Below are 20,823 nucleotides of genomic sequence, written 5' to 3'. Positions count from 1 at the left end.
AGCTGAAATCAGTTTGTATATTTGGATCATTTTGGCGTTTGGGCTTGGAGTTCTTCTTATTCCTATCGTTCGAAGATTTGCGAATGCTGTAGGTGCCGTGGACGCCCCTCGTGAACGACACAATCATAAACGGATTACACCAACGCTTGGTGGACTAGCCATATTTATTAGTTTTTCTGTAGCCTTTTTTTTGGCTCCAATTGACCGAACGGGTTTTATTCCTGTGTATATTGGAGCTTTGATTGTGGTTGCGACAGGGGTAGTCGATGACATTATCGAACTGTCGCCTAAAATTAAACTGATTGGACAAATTGTAGCGGCGCTTTGTGTGACGGTTTGGGGGCATGTGACTATTGAATTTATTAATGTCCCGTTTTATGGGCAGCTTGATTTTGGTTTGTTGTCTATTCCGTTATCCATTATTTGGATTACTGCTATTATCAATGCTGTGAATTTGATTGATGGTCTAGACGGATTAGCTGGTGGCGTGTCAATCATTGCACTTACAACGATTGCTGGTATGGCATTGCTTTTGAAGGATGCTTTTGTTGCTCCTGTGGCCATTCTTTTAGTGGCTTCTGTTTTTGCTTTTTTAATCTTTAACTTTCCGCCAGCTTCTATTTTTATGGGGGACACGGGATCACTATTTCTTGGGTATATGATAGCAATCCTCTCGCTGATGGGCTTTAAGAATGTCACGTTTATATCGTTGCTTGTTCCGCTTATTATCCTTGGAGTCCCGGTGTCAGATACATTTTTTGCGATCGTCCGTCGTTTGAAAAAGAAAATGCCGATTTCTTCAGCTGATCGTTCTCATATTCATCATCGTTTGATGGCGCTTGGGTTCACTGAAAGGCAAACTGTGCTGTTAATTTATAGTATGGCATTATTGTTTTCCTTAACAGCATTTGTATTCTCTGTTTCAACTGCTTGGGGATCCATCATATTGCTTCTTTTGATGATTATCTGTGTTGAGGTGATTGTTGAATTTATTGGGCTTGTGGGAGAAGATTATCGTCCGATTTTGAATGTTTTACAGAAGATTCATCGAAAACGAAAATAGAGTAATCTAAAAAGCGAGTCAACCTTCGAAGGTTGACTCGCTTTTTTTATTCAGAATCTGCGGTTGATGAAGATTTAGAATCTTCATATGGTAAGGCATTTGGGAAGGGCTTCGAGATATTCAGCTCGGAAGCAAATTTGTTTGCCACGCTTTCAACTGAATTTTCATCAAGTTGATAGTAATAGACTCCATTTTGTGGAGCGTCACTCCCTTTTAAGCTGAGTGATTTCATTTTAATATCATTGGTCATTGAAAATTTAGCAATTGAGATCATCTGATTGAAAGACAAGTTTGTTTTCATATTATCTCCAACAGCATCAATAATACTAGAGTACTTATTGATAGAAGTGATTTTAGTCGCCTCATCAACAATGGCTTTAATGATAAGTTGCTGTCTTTTACCACGTTCAATATCATTATCAATATGTCTGGTTCGTGCAAGAGCTAGAGCTTCTTCTGCATCCAGTCGCTGTTTCCCTTTTTTCAAGCTGATAGCATCTGCTTCGTCTTTAGAATTTTGCTCTGTAAAAGAAACAGGAACATCAACGTCAATCCCATCTAGCGCGTTTACAATTTTTAAGAACGCATCAAAATCGAAACGAACGTAATAATCAATCGGGATTTGGAATTTTTCTTCCACAGTTTTCATGGTTAGTTCTGGACCACCATAAGCATGAGCGGCATTGATCTTCGTATAAGTATCTATATTTTTTTTCGGGTAATCAATATGAACGTATGAATCTCGTGGGATGCTTGTCATTTCGACACGAGCGTCTTTCACGTTGAATGTGGCTAAAATTAATGAGTCACTACGTGGTCTCCCGTCAGACGAGCGTTTTTCACTCGTATCTACACCGATAACTAAAACAGAAAAACTATCTTTAATGGGTTCAATATCCTTGGTTCTAAGCGTTGAAGCTTGGCCATTTCGTACGTCGTCAAAAGAGTTATCAGCCGCAAGCTTTGTCTTGCTGAAAAGATAGGTTCCATAACCCACTCCTACAAGAATTAAAAGTAAAAACGGAATTAAAATCCAGTAAAGAATTCTGCGGCGGCGTTTATATTTGGACGCTCGATTTCGTCCATTAAAGCCATTTTCCATATAATATTTTCTCCTTAATTGTCGTTTTCGATTTGCTAACAACAAACACAACAAGGTTAATTGTATCATTTTACACGGAACTTTTTGTTACGTGAAAATTACGATTTCTTTAATTTTGTAAGGGAATCATCATCAGGTAATACAATAGCCATCTTTTCATTATACTCGAAACTTATTAAAAAGAAATAAAAAACTGGCAACCTTTCAAAATTGTAACCTTAAAACGTAGAAGCTTTTTCGAAACTGTGCTCGAAAATCAGTACCTTGCTTAGTTGTTTGTTGTCTTGATCCCATTCGTGTGCTTCGCCAGATATTTCAAAACCAAGTTTTTTCAGCAGAATAGTAGAAGCTGTGTTTTCAGGAATTACTTTAGCATAAACACCAGAAAGATGGAGTTTGTCTTGTAGAAAAGGTAAAAAATCACGAAGAAGCTCGGTCATGATTCCTTTACGCCAATACTTTTGTGCGAGTTCATAACCAATTTCAGCAGTATTATTGGCCACATTGACTTCATTAATTCCAAAAGATCCAATCACTTGTTCTTGGCTAAAGATCGTATATCGAATAGCATCAGGCTCGGCTGTGATCGCTTTAATCATTTCTTCAGCCTGGTAAACGGAAGAAAATTTTTCGATATTCATAAATTCAGCGACCGCGCTGTCCGACCAAATTTGAAAAAGCGGGAAGGCATCTTGGAGTGTCGTTTTTTTGAGTACAAATCGACTAGTTGTTAGTTCGTCGGGCAAAGCGCTTAAAAAATGAGCATTCATTGTGATACATCCCTTTCATAGTATTTTTTTTCACCAAGTGTGCAGTGAATCTGACCATTTGAAACTTCTGTCATCCATGCGAGAAAGGGATCAATGTCGTCTTCATCAACAAACACGGAAAGAGTTACAACGTCAGTGAATTGTTTATCTGCAATGCTGTAATTTTTTTGAGCAAGTGCGTTTTCGAATTTCCCAAGTTGACTGTAACTTACAGTAAATGAGACCAGTGTAGCTAAAATTCGCTCCACAATGCCGATTTCGTGACAAGCTTCACTTACAGCACTTCCATAAGCACGAATTAGTCCACCAGCTCCGAGCTTTGTACCACCAAAATAACGTGTAACAAGAACCACGATGTTTTGCAAATTCTTCTTTTTTAAAACTTCAAGCATCGGGATTCCAGCTGTACCAATCGGTTCGCCGTCGTCGCTTGCTTTTTGAAATTCTGAACGGTCGCCAATTAAATAGGCTGAACAATTATGAGTAGCGTTCCAGTATTCCTTTTTTATTTTAGCAATAAAGCTCTGGGCTTCTTCTTCCGAGTAAGCACGAGCAATTGTGCAGATGAACCGTGATTTTTGAACATTAATTTCATGCTGACCCTCTTCGCGGATTGTTAAATAATGATCTAGCATAGTAGCCTCCTCAGTTGAAAAGCTAAGTTATGCTTCTATTTTAGCGGAAATTACTGGGGATGTATATATAAGATTTTTTAAAGACACTTCCGTTCTAAGTGAAGTAGGAGCAAATTCATGTTATAATGAAAATTACTATTACTTTAGATAGATAAAAAAACATCTCTACTCTTTTATATAGGCAAAATGAATTATATTTTTTCGCTTATTTGGTTTAATTTTAAGAGAACAGGTAATAGTTTGGGGAAGAGTAAAAAAGGTATGAAATTGCCGAATAAAGGGACGGCAAATTGCTACTTTGAAAATACAAAAAATTAAGAAGGAAACTTATACGAGGAGGAATCGTTAGTATGACTCTCAAAATTATGATTGTTGATGATCATCAACTATTCCGTGAAGGAATTAAGCGGATTTTAGAACTTGAAGATTCATTTGATGTAGTAGCTGAAGCAGAAAATGGAAAAAATATTGTTGCAAAAGTTAGGGAATACAAGCCCGATATTGTTTTGATGGACATTAATATGCCTACTGTAAATGGTTTGGATGCAACGGAAATGTTAGTCCGTCAATTCCCAAGCATTAAAGTGGTTATCTTGACGATTCATGATTCAGACGAATATGTAACGGAAGCGCTTCGTTCCGGTGCAGTTGGGTTCTTATTGAAAGAAATGGACGCAAAAGAACTCGTTGGTGCAATCAAGATTGTTGATGAAGGGGGAGCTTACATTCATCCAAAAGCGGCGATTAAGTTGATTCGCGAATATCGTCATCTTGCAAGCACGAATACCGCACAAGGAGCTTATGGTTACCAACAGCCAGAGGTGAAAATGCCGTTACACATTTTAACTCATAGAGAGTGTGAAGTGTTGCAACTCTTAACAGATGGAAAAAGCAATCGTGGAATCGGAGAAACTTTATTTATTAGTGAAAAAACAGTAAAGAATCATGTTAGTAGCATTTTACAAAAAATGAAAGTAAACGACCGAACTCAGGCAGTTGTAACAGCGATTAAGAACGGTTGGGTGTATATTCGCTAAGGGGTGTAGGGAGAATAAAATGGTTGAAGAAAAAATTGCAGTTGTTGTAGATAGTACGGCTTATTTGCCGCAGGAGGCCATCAACAAGTATAAAATTCGCGTGGTTCCGCTCTCGGTCATTATTGATGGAAAGTCTTATAAAGAAGAAGTGGATCTTTCGACAGACGATTTTTATAAAAAAATCAAAGAAAGTAAAGATTTTCCAACTTCTTCGCAACCAGCACCTGGAGATTTTGTTCAAATATTTGAAGAGCTCAAGCAAGAAGGGTTTAATACAGTCGTTTCCGTTCATTTAACAAGCGGAATCAGTGGAACATTTCAAAATGCTGTTTCTGCAGGAGAAATGGTAGAGGATTTGAACGTTTTTGCTGTGGATTCTGGGCTTGCTTGTATGGCGCAAGGATCACTTGCTTTAAAAGCAGCGATGCTTGTAGAAGAGGGAAAGAATGTCGATGAAATAGTAGCATACTTAGAAAAAATGAAGCAAAATATGGATGCTTATTTTGTGGTGGATGATTTAAATAACCTGCAACGTGGCGGGCGACTAACAGGTGCGCAAGCGATGATTGGAAGTTTGCTTCAAATTAAACCGATTCTCCATTTTGAAGATAAACATATCGTTCTTTTCGAAAAAGTTCGCACGCAGAAAAAAGCTCTAAAGCGAATTGAAGAAATCCTTGATCAAGCCGTGCAAAACGGTGAGGCGGAGCAGGCTTATGTGATTCATGGCAACGTTCCGGCAAGAGGGCAAGCGTGGCTAGACGAATTAAAAGCGAAGTTTCCTGCAGTTGAGTTTCACCTTAGCTATTTTGGACCAGTTATCGGTACCCATCTTGGAGAAGGTGCATTAGGACTAACTTGGTCGATTAAATAAAAAAAGCATAAAATAGTGGATTACCTAAATAAAACGTGATTTTCGGAATCGAAAATCACGTTTTTCTTATGGGGATTTTCCTAGTTTTTGAATCACAAAACAGTATTTTTGCTTCTGCAAAAAAATATAAAATCAGGTATAACTAAATCAGACGAGGTGAAGAAATGTATCCGGGAATTTTATATTTAGATGGTGAACAAAGTACATGTCCGGACAGGGTGCAAAGTAGGCAAGCGATTGCGGGGGATGAGAAAAAGCCATTTTGCTTTCGCTGTGGGAACAACACTCCCTATTTATTCGCAAAAACTTTCAGTGGAATTCTTTATTGCCGGAATTGTCTTATGATGAAACGAGTGGAGAAGTCGGCGTGTCTCCATTATTTAGAAGCTAGGGAAGATGATCGGATTTTCTTTACTCGACCTCTAAAATGGGCGGGAAAGCTTTCGGTGGCGCAGCGAAAGGGTTCGGATGCTGTAGTTTCGGCAGTTGAGCGGCTAGAGCCTTTACTTCTTTGGGCGGTAGCAGGTTCTGGGAAAACGGAGATGACATTTCGAGGTCTTGAAGTGGCTTTTGAGCACGGAATGCGGGTTTGTTTTGCTTCGCCGCGTGTGGATGTCTGCATCGAGCTATTGCCAAGGTTTCAAGAAGTTTTTCCAGATGTGCCGCTTGTTTGCTTATACGGAGATTCAGAGGATAGGTTTCAAGGTGAGCAATTTGTGGTTGCAACGACACACCAATTGATCCGCTTTTATCACTATTTTGATGTGATTTTTATTGATGAAGTGGATGCTTTTCCTTACGCAAAAGATCCTTTTTTGGAATATGCTGTTCGAAAAGCAAAGACGGAAAATGGGACAGAGATTTATATCACTGCAACACCAGAGAAGGCCTGGCAAGATGAGTGTATGAAAGGGATCAGGCAACACGTGAAGATTCCGGCGCGTTATCACGGGCATAAATTGCCAGTTCCAGAGGCTGTTTGGATTGGGGACTGGGCAAAGCGACTGAAGAAAAAACAAATTTGTAAAAAAGTGCTCAACTGGATTCAGAAGCATCGACAAAATGATAAACCTATCTTGCTGTTTTTCCCAAAAATTGAAGTTATGTATGAAGTGAAAGAGGCACTTGAACAAGCCGGTTATTTGAAGATAGAAACTGTGCATTCGGCTGATAAGGAACGGAAAGAAAAGGTGGAACGATTTCGAGCGCGCGAAACATCGATTTTGCTTTCTACGACCATTTTAGAGCGAGGGGTGACTTTTACGGATGTTCAAGTGGCAGTTTTCGGGAGCGAAGGAGTTGTTTTTACAGAAGCTGCTCTTGTCCAAATTGCCGGACGTGCTGGAAGAAAAGCTACACATCCAACAGGCGAAGTCACTTTTTTTCATTACGGTCAAACACGGGAAATGAAACGCGCTACTAGGCATATCAAAATGATGAACGCGCTTGGTTTGAAAGAAGGATTGCTAAGTGAATAACTGTTTATTGTGCGGAAATCAAATTCGAATTCCGATTCATTTTACGAACCTTTTTGGTGCTACAACAGAGTCGCGGCTTTGTACATTATGCAGGTCAGGCTTTTTGAGCGTGGAAGGCGAGCGAAATGAGCGAAGAGAGGCGATTTTTAAATGGAATGAGCAAGCGGAGAACTTTGTGGATCGCTATCTTAAAATGCAGGATGATGAACTTGCGAAATGTTTTTGTGTGGATGTTCGCAAGAAAGTGTGCCCGAAATTAGCTTACTTAGCTTTAACTGACGCTACCAAACAGATTTTGATAGCTGCATCGGTTCCGTGTGTAACGCTTGATGAGCTTCCAAAGCAAACAAAAATCGGCGTATTTTTGATGCAAGTAGCGGAAGAAACAAAGCTTAGCAGACTGGAGTGTGTTAGTAGTAAAATAGTTCATGTTTTATCACTTTTTGAAGAAGAGGTGAATGATGGATAAGTTAGGTTTGTTTCTTAAGTATTGTGGAAAAAGAAGGGAAAGAATTAAAAAACAAAATTGTAAGGAAATCTCACCCCGAAAACCGTGTAAATGTTTGCAAAAAAGGGCGTATTCCCTTAGACTAGAGATAAGGAGATAAACTCCTTATTAAAAGATTTTGTTTTATCCCAAAGGAGGAATTACAATGCTTAAGTACAACATTCGTGGTGAAAACATTGAAGTAACCGATGCAATTCGAAGTTATATCGAGAAAAAGATTGATAAATTAGAAAGGTATTTTACTGAAACACCTGATGCTAATGTGCATGTTAATCTTAAAGTGTATTCGGATAAAAATGCGAAAGTTGAAATTACAATTCCCCTTCCGAATTTGGTGCTTCGTGCTGAAGAAACAAGCGGTGATCTGTATGCAAGTATAGATTTGATTGCTGATAAGCTAGAGCGACAAATTCGTAAACACAAAACAAAAGTAAACCGGAAATTCCGTGATAAAGGTGCTGTTCAGGATTTCTTTGCTTCGGCTGATACTGGTGTTGAGCCAGGAGAAGAAGTGGATAGCGATCTAGAAATCGTACGAACAAAACAATTTGATCTTAAACCAATGGACAGTGAAGAAGCAGTTCTACAAATGAACATGCTTGGACATGACTTTTATGTTTATACAGATGCGGAATCGAATGAAACCAATATTGTTTACCGTCGTAAAGATGGAAAATATGGTTTGATTGAAACAAATTAAGTGAACGGACAAAGCGCCTTGCCACATCGAGCAAGGCGCTTTTTTTGAAAAATTTCACATGAAATACGAGAATTCACACAAAATACATATTTATATGGCGAATTAAATGGTATAATGGTGGGTGACTTATCGAAAAATAAACTTCCTATTATCATTTTTTCGGAATAAGTGATAAAATTAAGTAGTGTACCTTATTTGATTGATAATATCCGGAATTCATATAGAATAGCGAGTTTTAGTTAAATTTAGTAGAGGAGAATTAGTATGGCAGGATTATTAAAAAAGATGTTTGAATCCGGCAAAAAGGATATCAAATATCTTGAAAAAAAAGCAGATCAAATTGAAGCTCTTGCAGATGAAACTGCGCAACTTTCGGATGATGGTTTGCGTGAAAAGACAGCTGAGTTTAAAGAGCGTGTTCAAAACGGCGAAACGCTAGATGATATTTTAGTTGAGGCGTTTGCTGTAGCAAGAGAGGGTGCTAAACGTGCTTTAGGACTCTATCCTTTCCGTGTGCAATTAATGGGGGGCGTTGTTCTCCATGAAGGGAATATCGCGGAAATGAAAACTGGGGAAGGTAAAACTCTTACGGCTACTCTTCCTGTTTATTTAAATGCTCTTTCTGGTGAAGGTGTTCACGTTGTAACTGTCAATGAATACTTGGCGCAACGGGATGCTGAAGAGATGGGTGTGCTTTATGAGTTTCTTGGACTTAGAGTAGGTCTCAATTTAAATGAGCTTTCTAGTGAAGAGAAACGTGAACAATATGCGTGTGATATTACTTATAGCACGAACAATGAGCTCGGGTTTGACTATTTGCGTGACAACATGGTTGTTTATAAAGAACAAATGGTTCAGCGCCCACTTTCATTTGCTATCATCGATGAAGTTGACTCGATTTTAGTTGATGAAGCACGGACACCGTTAATTATTTCTGGCGAAGCTGAGAAATCCAATCTTTTGTATGTGCGTGCTAATACATTTGTTACGACACTTACGGAAGAAAAAGACTATACAGTCGATATTAAAACAAAATCTGTCAACCTAACTGAAGAAGGTATGGCACGTGGAGAAAAATATTTCGATGTGGACAATCTTTATGATTTGGAAAACACGGTATTACTTCACCACATTGCACAAGCTCTAAAAGCTAATTATACAATGGCTCGCGACGTGGATTATGTTGTTCAAGAAGATGAAGTGCTAATTGTCGATCAGTTCACGGGTCGGATTATGAAAGGTCGTCGTTTTAGCGAGGGGCTTCACCAAGCGCTTGAAGCGAAAGAAAATGTGACGATTCAAAATGAATCGAAAACCATGGCGACGATTACGTTCCAAAACTACTTCCGGATGTATAAGAAATTAGCTGGGATGACTGGTACGGCGAAAACGGAAGAAGAGGAATTCCGCGATATTTATAATATGCGTGTTATTGAAATTCCGACAAACCGTCCGATCGTTCGGGATGACCGTCCTGATTTGATTTATACAACGATTGATGCAAAATTTGATGCTGTTGCAAATGATATTGCAGAACGACATGCGAAGGGGCAACCAGTTCTTGTTGGTACTGTGGCGATTGAAACGTCAGAACTCATTTCAAGTAAATTGAAGCGCAAGGGCATTCCGCATGATGTTTTGAATGCGAAACAGCATGAGCGTGAAGCCAATATTATTGAAACTGCCGGAAAACATGGCGCTGTTACGATTGCAACCAATATGGCTGGTCGTGGTACGGATATTAAATTAGATAGTGAAGCACTCGATGCAGGTGGTCTTGCTGTTATTGGTACAGAGCGTCATGAATCACGCCGGATTGATAATCAGCTTCGTGGTCGTTCTGGTCGTCAAGGGGATCCAGGTGTAACGCAATTTTATCTTTCAATGGAAGATGAACTAATGCGTCGCTTTGGCTCGGATAATATGAAGAGCATGATGGAACGCTTTGGCATGAGCGAAGAAGCGATTCAAAGTAAGATGGTTAGTCGTGCTGTTGAATCTGCGCAAAAACGGGTTGAAGGAAATAACTTTGATTCGCGGAAACAAGTCTTACAGTATGATGATGTTCTTCGCCAACAACGTGAAGTGATTTATAAACAACGTTATGATGTTATTACAGCTGAAAATGGCTTGCGTGAAATTATTGAGCCAATGATTAAACGGACGCTCAATTTCATCGTTTCGGCAAATGCCTCTTCTCATGATCCAGAGGAAAGCTGGAACTTGCAAGCGATCGTTGATTATCTTGATGCAAACTTGCTTCCTGAGGGAACGGTAACAGTCGAAGATTTACAAGGCTTAGATTCAGAAGGCATTGAAGACTTCGTTTACGAAAAAATTACGGAAGTTTACGATGAAAAAGAAAATCTTCTTCCAGAAGAGGACTTCAATGAGTTCCAAAAAGTGGTCTTGCTTCGTGTTGTAGATACGAAATGGGTTGACCATATTGACGCAATGGATCATTTGCGTGATGGGATCCACTTACGTGCTTATGGTCAAATTGATCCGCTTCGTGAATATCAATCAGAAGGCTTTGAGATGTTTGAAACAATGGTTTCTTCCATCGATGAAGAAGTTGCGAAATATATCATGAAGGCTGAAATAAGACAAAATCTTGAACGTGAGCAAGTTGCGAAAGGTGAAGCAGTCGATCCTGCTGAAGGGAAACCAGAAGCGAAGAAAAGACCGATTGTGAAAGATAACCATATCGGTAGAAATGACCTTTGTCCTTGTGGCAGTGGTAAAAAATACAAAAACTGTCACGGAAAAGAAGCTTAAATCTCGGGGCGCCACTTTTGGCGCCTTTTCTTGTGGAAAAAGCGATAGATTTCTCTAGAAAATTTCGTTATACTAGGAATAGCTTTTGAATAAATCGAAAAAGGTGGAAAAACAATGGAATTAGCAGAAATTCGGAATATGCTGGAAAAAACGGCCAGCCAAATAAAAGATTTTAGGGGGTCTCTTTGACTTAGAAAGCATGGAGGCACGTATTGCTGAATTGGAAGATCAAATGCTTGATCCAAACTTTTGGAATGATCAGCAAGCGGCACAAAAAGTGATTAATGAGTCAAACGGGCTGAAAGATACTTTCAATGCTTTTCACAAGCTGGAAGAAGAACAAGAAAATCTTGAAGTGAGCTTGGAATTGTTGCGTGAGGAAAATGATGCGGATTTGCAAGCGGAACTGGAAGAGGAGCTAGGCGGTTTTGTGAAAGAGCTAGATGAATTTGAACTAAAATTAATGTTGAGCGATCCATATGATGCGAATAATGCGATTATAGAATTGCATCCTGGTGCTGGTGGTACGGAATCACAAGATTGGGGTTCCATGTTACTACGGATGTATCAACGCTTCGCTGAGAAAAAAGGGTTTAAAGTGGAAACGCTGGATTATCAGGCGGGCGATGAAGCAGGAATAAAAAGTGTTACGCTTCTTATTAAGGGACATAACGCTTATGGGTATTTTAAGGCTGAAAAAGGAGTGCACAGATTGGTGCGGATTTCTCCTTTTGATTCTTCAGGAAGACGTCATACTTCCTTTGTTTCAATTGATGTGATGCCAGAGATGGATAATGATATTGAAATTGATGTTCGACCAGAAGATCTGAAAATTGATACTTACCGGGCAACGGGTGCCGGTGGACAGCATATTAATACAACGGATTCCGCGGTTAGGATGACGCACATTCCGACGGGGATTGTTGTAACTTGTCAATCAGAACGTTCGCAACTGAAAAACCGGGAACAAGCGATGAAGATGCTCAAGGCGAAGCTTTATCAAAAAGAACAGGAAGAAAAAGAAGCTGAACTTGCTGAAATTCGTGGTGAGCAGAAGGAAATTGGCTGGGGTAGTCAAATTCGTTCTTATGTCTTCCATCCTTATTCGATGGTGAAAGATCACCGCACGAACGTTGAAACGGGAAATATTCAAGCTGTTATGGACGGCGATTTAGACGAATTTATTAACGCTTATTTACGTTCACGTATCAACTGATTCGGAGGGAAACTATGGGGAAAAACTTTCATTCGTCCTTTGCACGTCAATCGCGCGATTATTTATTTGTCATTTTAGGAGCCGCTATTATTGCGCTTGCCTTTAATGTCCTGCTTTTGCCTAACCATATTGCATCTGGTGGTGTAAGTGGTATTAGTACAATCCTTCACTATTTAACGGGGTGGACGCCGGCGTTTATTCAGTGGGCTTTAAATATTCCGCTGTTTATTGCGGGGATCATTTTTCTTGGCTATCAGTTTGGCTTGAAAACGTTTGTTGGGACAATGGCTGTTCCGCTGTTTGTTTATTTATCTCAAGGGTTAGATCCGTGGACCAAGGAACCGTTAATTGGTGCGCTATTTGGTGGTGTTTTAGTTGGGATTGGTCTTGGAATTGTGTTCCGGGGAAAAGCATCCACTGGAGGAACAGATGTAATCGCACAAATTTTGCATAAATACACACATCAATCGTTGGGGATTTGTGTAGCTTTGATTGATGGAACGGTTGTTTTGCTTGCCATGATCGCGTTTGACATCGAGTCAGGTTTGTTTGCTTTGATTGGCTTATTTGCTACGAGTAAGACAATTGATTTGGTTCAAGTGGGTTTGGATCAATCAAAAACGGTGCTTATTATTTCGGAGCGCCAGGAGGCAATCCGTGAAGCTGTTTTGTTTCAAATTGGGCGAGGAATCACACGTCTTGAGGCAAAAGGTGGTTACACGGATGATGAAAAACAAATTCTTTTGTGTGTGATCCAACAACGAGGTTTCCAAAAATTGAAAGAAGTGATTAAGGAAATGGATCCAGATGCCTTTGTTGTTGTAATGAGTGCAAGCGAGGTAATGGGAGAAGGTTTTAACCGTTAATAAAAAGCAGTCGTTCTAAAGGGAGCGATTGCTTTTTTTATATAACAGTTTGATGACAAAAAATAATGTGACAGACTACACAGGTGTGAACTGAAGGGATAATTGGTATATGCCTTTGCTTGAAAACTGTAAAGATTTTTAATATCACTGTAATGTTATTTTACCTAGAAAAACGATACAATAGGTTCATCGGGAAATTTGAAGTTTAGTAAATTGCATTTCCTGAAAGAAAAATGTTGAAGTTGAATTTATGTAAAACGAAAAAGAGAACATCCATTTTGCAACTGTGTATTACAACAAGACACAGATTGTCATGTGCTGAAATATAACTGTAATGCAATTAACCTAAAGTTGAAAAACTAGAATGTTATAATATACTCTGTTGTGACAGAAACATCGTCACGTAAGTAACAGTTTTATATCGAAGGTTATCATTGCATTACCTTTAAACCGAAGCTATTAAGAAAGGCAAGTAAGGTGATTAAATGATAGTTATGGAAGACGTTTATAAGAAGTACCCAAACGGCATTACTGCTGCTAATGGTCTGAATGTTAACATTGATCAAGGGGAATTCGTCTATGTTGTTGGTCCAAGTGGAGCTGGTAAATCCACTTTTATTAAAATGATCTACCGAGAGGAAAGAGCAACTAAGGGAAACATACAAGTTGATCGGTTTGATCTTATCAACATGAAAAACAAGGAAGTTCCTTACTTGAGACGAGATGTTGGCGTCGTTTTCCAAGATTTTAAGTTACTTCAAAGTAAAACTGTTTATGAAAATATCGCTTATGCGATGGAAGTCGTGGAAAAAGATCCAGCTGAAATTAAAGATCGTGTCATGGAAGTTCTTGATTTGGTTAATCTAAAACACAAGGTCAGAATGATGCCCGACGAACTCTCGGGAGGAGAACAACAGCGGATTTCGATTGCAAGATCAATCGCAAATACGCCAAAAGTTCTGATTGCCGACGAACCAACCGGAAATCTCGATCCAGATACTTCATGGGAAATCATGAATATCCTTGAGGAAATCAACAAAAACGGGACAACGATTGTAATGGCGACTCACAATAAAGAAATTGTGAACACGCTAAAACATCGAGTTATTGCTATCGAAAATGGTAGAATTGCCCGTGATGAAGAGCAAGGAGAATATGGATATGAAATTTAGAACAGTTGGACGGCATATTAAAGAGAGTTTTAGGAGTCTTTATCGAAATGGATGGATGACTTTCGCGGCAGCAAGTGCTGTAACAGTTACATTGATTCTTGTGAGTGTATTCTTCTCTATTTTGATCAACATGAACAAACTTGCTTCTGATGTTGAAAATGACGTACAAATTAATGTACATATTTCGCTTGGAGCCAATCAAAAACAAGAAGATGAACTAAAAGCGGAAATCGAAAAAGTGAGTGGCGTTGCAGATGTGACGTTCTCCTCGAAAGACCAACAGCTTAAAAAACTTGTTGGGGCTTACGGAAAAAACTTCGAACTGTTTAAACAGGATAACCCGCTCCACGATGTGTTTGTTGTTCAGGCCAAAGAGCCAGAACAAACCAAGAAAGTGGCAACTAAAATTGAAAAACTAAAACATGTAGATGACGCTGAATATGGCGAGAAAACGGTAGACAATTTATTTAATACATTGAAATGGGCAAGATATGCTGGTGTAGTTCTAAGTATTGGATTACTTCTTACAGCGATGTTCCTCATCTCAAATACCATTAAGATTGCTATCTTCTCACGTCGCAGGGAAATCGAAATTATGAAACTGGTCGGAGCGACTAACTGGTTTATCCGCTGGCCTTTCATTCTAGAAGGTGCTTGGCTTGGATTAATCGGTTCGATCATTCCAGTTATCTTAACTTTTGTAGGTTATATTAACACTTACAATCTGGTGAATCCGAAATTGGCGACAACGTCACTTTCACTCTTATCACCAACACCATTTGCTTATGAATTAAGTGCACTCATCATCTTGATAGGCGTTCTAATTGGTATTTGGGGAAGTGCTATCTCAATTAGAAGATTCTTGAAAGTGTAAAAAGGTGTACAGAAGTATATACCCGAATTAGTCAAAAATAATCTAAAAAATAAAAGGAAAGCTAGGGAGCTTTTTAGGAGGTAAATTCTTTGAAAAAAAATGCGTTTATTGCAGTCTCACTTGCAGCAGTTATGAGTTTAACACCGGCTTTTACGACAGATGTTTTCGCGGACGTAAATAAGGATATCCAATCGCAAGACAAAAAAATTAGTGATTTAAAATCCAAGAAAGGCGATTTACAATCGGAACTATCAAAACTAGTTTCTGATATGGATTCTGCTCAAAAGAAAGCGAAAGATTTGCAAGCAGACTTTGACAAAACAGGAAAAGAACTTAAACAGTTAAACAAAGAAATCCAAGAAATCAATGAACGTATTAAAGAACGTGAAGAAGTTTTGAAAGAACGCGCACGCGCTATGCAAAAAACTTCAAATTCAAATGCTTACCTTGATGTTATTCTAGGGGCTGACAATTTCTCTGATTTAGTAAGTCGTGTTTCAGCTGTTAACGAACTTGTTAACTCTGATAAATCGATCTTAGATGATCAACAAAGTGATGAAGCTGCACTTAAATCGAAACAAACTGCAGTGAAGAAAACACAAGACAAACAACGTCAAGCTATTGCAGACTTCGAAGCTCAACAAAATAAAATTGAAGCTCAAAAAGCTGAAAAAGAAGCGGTTGTTGCTAAACTTGCACTTGAACAAGCAGGTGCCGAAAAAGCAAAATCTAATCTTGTAAGCGAACGTGATAAACAAGCAGCAGCAGCGGCTGAACGTGCTCGTGCTTTAGCAGCAGCGGCTGAACCAACTGCTGGAGAAACTGTTAAATCAACAAATGATACTAATAGCGCGTCATCATCAAGTTCAAACCGTACTGCATCTGCTGCAAGCAATGTTTCTTCTAGCAGTAATAGCGGCGGTAGTAAAGCTTCTTCTGCAGGAAGTAGCTCAAGCTCTTCTTCAAACAGTGGATCATCTGCTGGAAGCAACACGCCAGCTCCAAGTGGTAGCGGCTACTCTGCAATGATCGCAGCAGCTCGTGCACAACTTGGTAAACCTTATTCTCTAGGGGCTTCTGGTCCAAGCGCTTTTGACTGCTCAGGATTTACTTCTTATGCATTCAGAGCTGCTGGAATTAGCCTTCCAAGAACTTCTGGCGGGCAATATGCTTCTGCAACTAAAGTAAGTGCAAGCCAAGCAAAACCTGGTGATTTAGTATTCTTTAACTATGGTGGCGGAATTGCACACGTTGGGATCTATGTTGGCGGAGGTCAAATGATCAACGCACAAAATGACGGTGTTAAGTATGATAATATCTCGAGCGGATACTGGGCTCGTTATCTTGTAGGCTATGGTCGTGTAGCAAACTTCTAAAGAATGGAAAACGAAAATTTGAAAATCGAAGAAGTACCTTTATCTCAACTTGATGAAGGTACTTTTTTTATAAAAAAACGGAAATATGACAGTGAAAGTAGTAAAAAATGAAGTGGGGTAAAGAAGTAAGAATGAAAAAAAATAAAAGAATTGGCTTTGCTGCAACAGTTGCTGCTGCAGTATTAATTTTACAGCCGGTGAATGTATTCGCGTCAAATATTTCTGACATGGAAAAGCAAAAGCAAGGAATTACCGAACAACGGTCATCGGTTGAAAAAGGGATTGAAACTAAACAATCCGAATTAAACCAAATAGAATCAGATACGGCTTCAGTTAAAGCTACACTAGAGCGTGTTTCCAAGGAAATTAATGAAACAAATGCGAAATTGAAGCAACAAGTTGAGAAAGTTAACTCGGAGCAAAAACAAATTCAAAAGCTTAAACAAGAAATTGCAGTACTCAAAGAGGAAATTAAACAACGTCAAAAAGTGCTTGAGAAACGTGCTCGTGCTATTCAAACAAGCGGAAGTGGGAAAAGCTATCTCACTATTTTGATGCAAGCGGAAGACTTTAGTGATTTCATTGATCGTGCGAATCTTGTGCAAGTGATCGTGAAATCAGACCAAGAAATTATGGAAAAACAAAAAAGCGATCAAAAATTATTGAATGATAAACAAACGGCGTCTGAAAAAAAGTTAGCTGAATTAAATAAGTTGAAAGACCAAATTATGCTAACGAAAAACAACTTGGAAAGTCAAAAAGCAGAACAAAATGATTTGATCAGTACGCTTGCTGCTAAGAAAAACAAAACAGCACAGGAAACGGCGCTTCTTGAATCACAAAAGAGTAAACTTTCTAGCCAAGAACAAACGCTTCTTTCTAACATTTCTGCTGCCTATGCAGAGGAACAACGCAAGAAAGAAGAAGCAGCAAAACGAGCAATGGAAGAAAAACGGAGACAAGCGGCAGCGAATTCTGCAGCGTCAGCAAGAGCTGTTTCGCCAAGTCCAAGCAAGTCTGCTCCTGCTACAAGCTCCGCGGTCGCACAAGCACCATCGACAGGTAGCTCATCTAGTTCAGCTGGCGGTATGTTCATCAAACCTGCTCAAGGAATTCTAACTTCTGGCTTTAGTGATCGGACAAACCCAGTAACGGGACAACATGAATCTCATAAAGGCCAAGATATTGCAGCTGGGGGTACGGTTCAAGTTGTGGCAGCAGCATCCGGTCGCGTAGTGTTTGCGGGATATGGAGCACCAGGTAGTGGCTATGGCGGTTACGGGTATGTCGTTGAAATTGACCATGGAAATGGCTATCAAACATTATACGGACATATGCGTGCTGGGAGCTTAAATGTAGTCGCTGGTCAAAATGTCATGCAAGGACAGGCGATTGGAATTATGGGCTCAACAGGTCAATCCACAGGGCAGCATTTACACTTTGAGATTCATAAAAATGGTGTACCTGTAGACCCGACACCATATTTATAAAAATTTTGAAAGCATCTCTCTTTTCTTGGAATAGGAAAGAGGGATGTTTTTTTTAGGAAAATAGGCGAAAACTTATTTTTATGATATGATGTTCTAGAGTAAGTGAAAAAGGAGAGTGCTAAGTGGGAATTTTGACAGCTATTTTAGTCATCTTGTTAGTGCTAAATGTGTTTTTCGCGGCCGTTACAGTCTTTTTAGAACGAAGAGACACATCTGCTACTTGGGCCTGGCTTCTTGTCTTAACTTTTGTTCCTATTTTAGGATTCATTATTTATTTGATTTTTGGGAGAAAACTTTCTAAGAAAAAGATTTTTGACTGGAAAGGACAAGAAAAAATTGGGATTAAAGAATCGACAGCAAATCAAATTGAGTTGATTCGACAAAATGAATTTCCGTTTAGTGATCCGAATGTGCAGCATTATCGGGATCTGGTTTATCTTTTACTGGTTAACGACGGGGCAATTTTAACACAAGATAATGAAGTAGAAGTATATGTGGATGGACACGAAAAGTTTGAAGCACTCATAAAGGATATTGAAGCAGCGACAGATCATATACATATTATTTATTATATTTTCCACTCGGATGAGCTAGGGAAAAAAATGATTCACTTGCTTGAAAAGAAAGCTAAAGAAGGCGTTAACGTCAAGGTGATCTATGATGCAATGGGATCGAGAACTACCAAGAAATCCTTTTTTCGAGAACTGGAGAAAAGCGGAGGGATTGTGAGGCCGTTTTTCCCGTCTAAGCTCCCCTTAATCAATTTTAGGCTAAATTACCGGAATCACAGAAAGTTAGCGATCATTGATGGCAAGGTTGGTTATATCGGTGGGTTTAATATTGGGGATGAATACCTTGGGCTTTCGAAGAAATTCGGATATTGGCGCGACACGCATTTACGAGTACATGGAAAGGCCGTCTATGCGATGCAAACACGCTATATTATGGATTGGAATTCGGCGGCGCCAAATCATAAGATTGATTATAAGGCGCGTTATTTCCCAACTTTTCATGGGAAAGGGCAAACTTCGATGCAAATTGTGTCAAGTGGGCCAGATTCAGAGTGGCAACAAATTAAGAATGGCTATATTAAGATGATTAATTCGGCGAAACGGTCGATTTATTTGCAATCACCGTATTTTATCCCAGATGCAAGTTTGTTTGAGGCGCTTAAGATTGCCTCGCTTTCAGGGATTGATGTTCGGATCATGATTCCAAATAAACCGGATCATCCGTTTGTTTACCGGGCAACGACCAGCTACGCGGGGGAACTTATGGAAACCGGCGCTAAATTTTTTATTTATGATAATGGGTTTATTCATGCGAAAATGCTCGTTATTGATGGGGAAATTGCCTCGGTTGGGACGGCGAATATGGATTTCCGGAGTTTTCGTTTGAATTTTGAAGTGAATGCATTTATCTATGAAAAAGCGCTTGCGGCAAAGCTTGAAGATATTTTCTTGGAGGATATTTTGAAGTCGTATCAGCTGACGCCAGAACTTTATAGTGAACGTTCACTTTGGATTAAGTTTAAAGAAGCAGTAAGCCGATTGCTTGCACCCATATTATAAGAAAGAATCGGTTTTTTTAGGGGGCTTTTGTTGAGATGGATGTCATAGAGATTATTTTAAAAGGAATACTGAGTTTATTGCTCCAGCCGGTTTTTTACTTATCTATTTTGTTTGCAATACTAGCTGGTTATAACCGAGTGAAATGGGAGCGACGTTCGTTTAGCGTTCGGATTTATTCGCCGTTTCTCGAATTGAAAAATTTCTTTTCGCTCGGGATTGGCATTGCGATTGTTCTTTCCATTGTTTCTTTTTTCATCGGATTCGGTGTTATGGAAGTATGGATTGTCATTTTTAACGTTGTAACTATTTTAGTACTGATCGTAGCAATGTTTAGGCTCAGCTCAACGGCAATCACGATTGGGATTTCGAGTTTAGTCTTTTATTTCTGCTATTATTATGATATTCAGTTTGGACCATTTCAAGACAGCTTACTCTCATATGATGCGCTTTATATTGATAACTTCATGATTGCGATGACGTTCCTGCTTGCGATTTTATTGTTTGTTGAAGCCTGGTTAATCCATTATACTAGTGCAAAGTCGCCGTCACCTTCACTTAGGAAAAGCGGTCGCGGTAAGCTTGTCGGCGGGTTCCAGCTTAGAAAGTTTTGGTTTATTCCTTTAATTGCTTTTGTTCCTGGAACTGAAATTACGCATTTATTTGATTTTTGGCCCGTGTTTAATATCGGCTCCGAGTCTTATACGCTCGTGTTGTTGCCGCTTGTCATTGGCTTTCAGCAAAAAACACGCTCTGAGTTACCGGAAGATTTAAGCCGGAAAATTGCTATGCAAGTTACGACGCTTGCGGTGATTGTTGCTGCTATTGGCTTAATTAGTATCGTTTCGCCGGTCATGACTTTGTTTGCGTTTGTACTTGCGATTATTTCCAGATTTTGGATTTCGTGGCGTTTTTACCGGATAGATAAAAATGCACCGCTACGCTATAAACCCGAGCCAGATGGAATTGTGATTTTAGGTGCGCGTGAAAATACGCCATCGTCGCGGATGCACTTAGTTGCTGGTGAGAAAATCACAGAAGTGAACAGTGTACCCGTGAAAAACCGGACGGAGCTTTATGAAGCGTTAAATAAAAACCGAGCTTTTTGCAAGTTGAAAGTGGTGGGGTTAAATGGAGAGCCTCGTTTTGAACAGACCGCTCTTTATGAGAATGATTCATTTGAACTGGGCTTGCTACTAGTCGAACCAAGATGATATTTACAAGTCCGCTTCGTAGAGCGGACTTGTTTTTTGTTTAAGTTTTTGTAAAAAAACCGTGGATTGCTATCCGGTAACGTTAAATCCATGCTATATTTA

Annotated in this window: 18 protein-coding genes; 15 read left to right on the top strand and 3 right to left on the bottom strand. The window is 39.3% G+C overall.

The features are described 5' to 3' along the window. Positions 1-13 precede the first annotated feature (13 nt). Positions 14-1,063: a glycosyltransferase family 4 protein gene (locus tag HB912_RS09320; RefSeq protein WP_185374031.1), complete on the top strand. Its 1,050-nt coding sequence runs from the start codon at positions 14-16 to the stop codon at positions 1,061-1,063. A gap of 46 nt (positions 1,064-1,109) precedes the next feature. On the opposite strand, the gene HB912_RS09315 is transcribed toward HB912_RS09320, so the two are convergent. The 3 genes from HB912_RS09315 to HB912_RS09305 form a co-directional block, all read right to left on the bottom strand. Further along, the gene (locus HB912_RS09315) at positions 1,110-2,165 is read right to left on the bottom strand and encodes an LCP family protein (protein WP_185374029.1); all 1,056 of its coding nucleotides are present in this window, start codon (positions 2,163-2,165) and stop codon (positions 1,110-1,112) included. Between the two features lie 218 nt (positions 2,166-2,383). Then, a complete protein-coding gene (locus HB912_RS09310) occupies positions 2,384-2,935 on the bottom strand; it encodes a GNAT family N-acetyltransferase (RefSeq protein ID WP_185374027.1) in 552 nt (183 codons plus the stop codon). Then, the gene (locus HB912_RS09305) at positions 2,932-3,570 is read right to left on the bottom strand and encodes a YigZ family protein (protein ID WP_185374025.1); all 639 of its coding nucleotides are present in this window, start codon (positions 3,568-3,570) and stop codon (positions 2,932-2,934) included. Before HB912_RS09305 ends, HB912_RS09310 begins: the two co-directional genes overlap by 4 nt. A gap of 350 nt (positions 3,571-3,920) precedes the next feature. Between HB912_RS09305 and HB912_RS09300 the strand changes: the two genes are divergently transcribed. From HB912_RS09300 to HB912_RS09235, 14 genes are all read left to right on the top strand, one after another. Next, complete coding sequence (locus tag HB912_RS09300; protein WP_036073168.1) at positions 3,921-4,607, top strand: response regulator transcription factor; 687 nt, start codon at positions 3,921-3,923, stop codon at positions 4,605-4,607. 19 nt (positions 4,608-4,626) lie between these two features. After that, the gene (locus HB912_RS09295) at positions 4,627-5,481 is read left to right on the top strand and encodes a DegV family protein (RefSeq protein ID WP_185374023.1); all 855 of its coding nucleotides are present in this window, start codon (positions 4,627-4,629) and stop codon (positions 5,479-5,481) included. Between the two features lie 164 nt (positions 5,482-5,645). Beyond that, entirely contained in the window at positions 5,646-6,959 is a 1,314-nt protein-coding gene (locus HB912_RS09290; RefSeq protein ID WP_185374021.1) for an ATP-dependent helicase ComFA, read from the top strand. Continuing rightward, positions 6,952-7,428, top strand: a complete 477-nt coding sequence (locus HB912_RS09285) for a hypothetical protein (protein WP_185374019.1) — start codon at positions 6,952-6,954, stop codon at positions 7,426-7,428. Before HB912_RS09290 ends, HB912_RS09285 begins: the two co-directional genes overlap by 8 nt. Before the next feature lie 184 nt (positions 7,429-7,612). Next, the gene (gene hpf, locus HB912_RS09280) at positions 7,613-8,167 is read left to right on the top strand and encodes a ribosome hibernation-promoting factor, HPF/YfiA family (protein ID WP_185374017.1); all 555 of its coding nucleotides are present in this window, start codon (positions 7,613-7,615) and stop codon (positions 8,165-8,167) included. A gap of 264 nt (positions 8,168-8,431) precedes the next feature. Further along, positions 8,432-10,945 (top strand): preprotein translocase subunit SecA, encoded by a 2,514-nt coding sequence (secA, locus tag HB912_RS09275; RefSeq protein ID WP_185374016.1) that lies wholly within the window; start codon positions 8,432-8,434, stop codon positions 10,943-10,945. Positions 10,946-11,059: 114 nt separating this feature from the next. After that, positions 11,060-12,161 (top strand): peptide chain release factor 2 gene (gene prfB, locus HB912_RS09270; protein ID WP_185374014.1). Its coding sequence is split into 2 segments (ribosomal slippage): positions 11,060-11,131 and positions 11,133-12,161, totalling 1,101 coding nucleotides; the frame shifts between segments, so codons are not numbered across the junction. Between the two features lie 14 nt (positions 12,162-12,175). After that, a complete protein-coding gene (locus HB912_RS09265; protein WP_185374012.1) occupies positions 12,176-13,027 on the top strand; it encodes a YitT family protein in 852 nt (283 codons plus the stop codon). A gap of 485 nt (positions 13,028-13,512) precedes the next feature. Further along, on the top strand, positions 13,513-14,199 hold the full coding sequence (gene ftsE, locus HB912_RS09260; RefSeq protein WP_036073158.1) for a cell division ATP-binding protein FtsE: 687 nt from the start codon (positions 13,513-13,515) through the stop codon (positions 14,197-14,199). After that, the gene (gene ftsX / locus HB912_RS09255; RefSeq protein ID WP_036073156.1) at positions 14,189-15,073 is read left to right on the top strand and encodes a permease-like cell division protein FtsX; all 885 of its coding nucleotides are present in this window, start codon (positions 14,189-14,191) and stop codon (positions 15,071-15,073) included. The genes ftsE and ftsX overlap by 11 nt, the downstream gene beginning before the upstream one ends. 89 nt (positions 15,074-15,162) lie before the next feature. Next, positions 15,163-16,449: an NlpC/P60 family protein gene (locus HB912_RS09250; protein WP_185374010.1), complete on the top strand. Its 1,287-nt coding sequence runs from the start codon at positions 15,163-15,165 to the stop codon at positions 16,447-16,449. Between the two features lie 131 nt (positions 16,450-16,580). After that, entirely contained in the window at positions 16,581-17,939 is a 1,359-nt protein-coding gene (locus tag HB912_RS09245; RefSeq protein ID WP_185374008.1) for a murein hydrolase activator EnvC family protein, read from the top strand. A gap of 122 nt (positions 17,940-18,061) precedes the next feature. Next, on the top strand, positions 18,062-19,510 hold the full coding sequence (cls, locus tag HB912_RS09240; protein ID WP_185374006.1) for a cardiolipin synthase: 1,449 nt from the start codon (positions 18,062-18,064) through the stop codon (positions 19,508-19,510). A 35-nt stretch (positions 19,511-19,545) separates the two neighbouring features. Then, on the top strand, positions 19,546-20,721 hold the full coding sequence (locus tag HB912_RS09235; RefSeq protein ID WP_185374004.1) for a PDZ domain-containing protein: 1,176 nt from the start codon (positions 19,546-19,548) through the stop codon (positions 20,719-20,721). The last annotated feature ends 102 nt before the right edge of the window (positions 20,722-20,823 follow it).

This window comes from Listeria aquatica (assembly GCF_014223975.1).
Classification (GTDB): Bacteria; Bacillota; Bacilli; order Lactobacillales; family Listeriaceae; genus Listeria; species Listeria aquatica.
Note: the sequence above shows the minus strand (reverse complement) of the source record. Positions and strands in the feature narration are given on the sequence as shown.

Coding starts and splice junctions, on each gene's coding strand:
- HB912_RS09305 (WP_185374025.1), bottom strand. CDS start 3,570: ATGCTAGATCATTATTTAACAATCCGCGAAGAGGGTCAGCATGAAATT.
- ftsX (WP_036073156.1), top strand. CDS start 14,189: ATGAAATTTAGAACAGTTGGACGGCATATTAAAGAGAGTTTTAGGAGT.
- HB912_RS09310 (WP_185374027.1), bottom strand. CDS start 2,935: ATGAATGCTCATTTTTTAAGCGCTTTGCCCGACGAACTAACAACTAGT.
- HB912_RS09315 (WP_185374029.1), bottom strand. CDS start 2,165: ATGGAAAATGGCTTTAATGGACGAAATCGAGCGTCCAAATATAAACGC.
- HB912_RS09300 (WP_036073168.1), top strand. CDS start 3,921: ATGACTCTCAAAATTATGATTGTTGATGATCATCAACTATTCCGTGAA.
- secA (WP_185374016.1), top strand. CDS start 8,432: ATGGCAGGATTATTAAAAAAGATGTTTGAATCCGGCAAAAAGGATATC.
- HB912_RS09290 (WP_185374021.1), top strand. CDS start 5,646: ATGTATCCGGGAATTTTATATTTAGATGGTGAACAAAGTACATGTCCG.
- HB912_RS09295 (WP_185374023.1), top strand. CDS start 4,627: ATGGTTGAAGAAAAAATTGCAGTTGTTGTAGATAGTACGGCTTATTTG.
- HB912_RS09265 (WP_185374012.1), top strand. CDS start 12,176: ATGGGGAAAAACTTTCATTCGTCCTTTGCACGTCAATCGCGCGATTAT.
- HB912_RS09245 (WP_185374008.1), top strand. CDS start 16,581: ATGAAAAAAAATAAAAGAATTGGCTTTGCTGCAACAGTTGCTGCTGCA.
- ftsE (WP_036073158.1), top strand. CDS start 13,513: ATGATAGTTATGGAAGACGTTTATAAGAAGTACCCAAACGGCATTACT.
- HB912_RS09235 (WP_185374004.1), top strand. CDS start 19,546: ATGGATGTCATAGAGATTATTTTAAAAGGAATACTGAGTTTATTGCTC.
- hpf (WP_185374017.1), top strand. CDS start 7,613: ATGCTTAAGTACAACATTCGTGGTGAAAACATTGAAGTAACCGATGCA.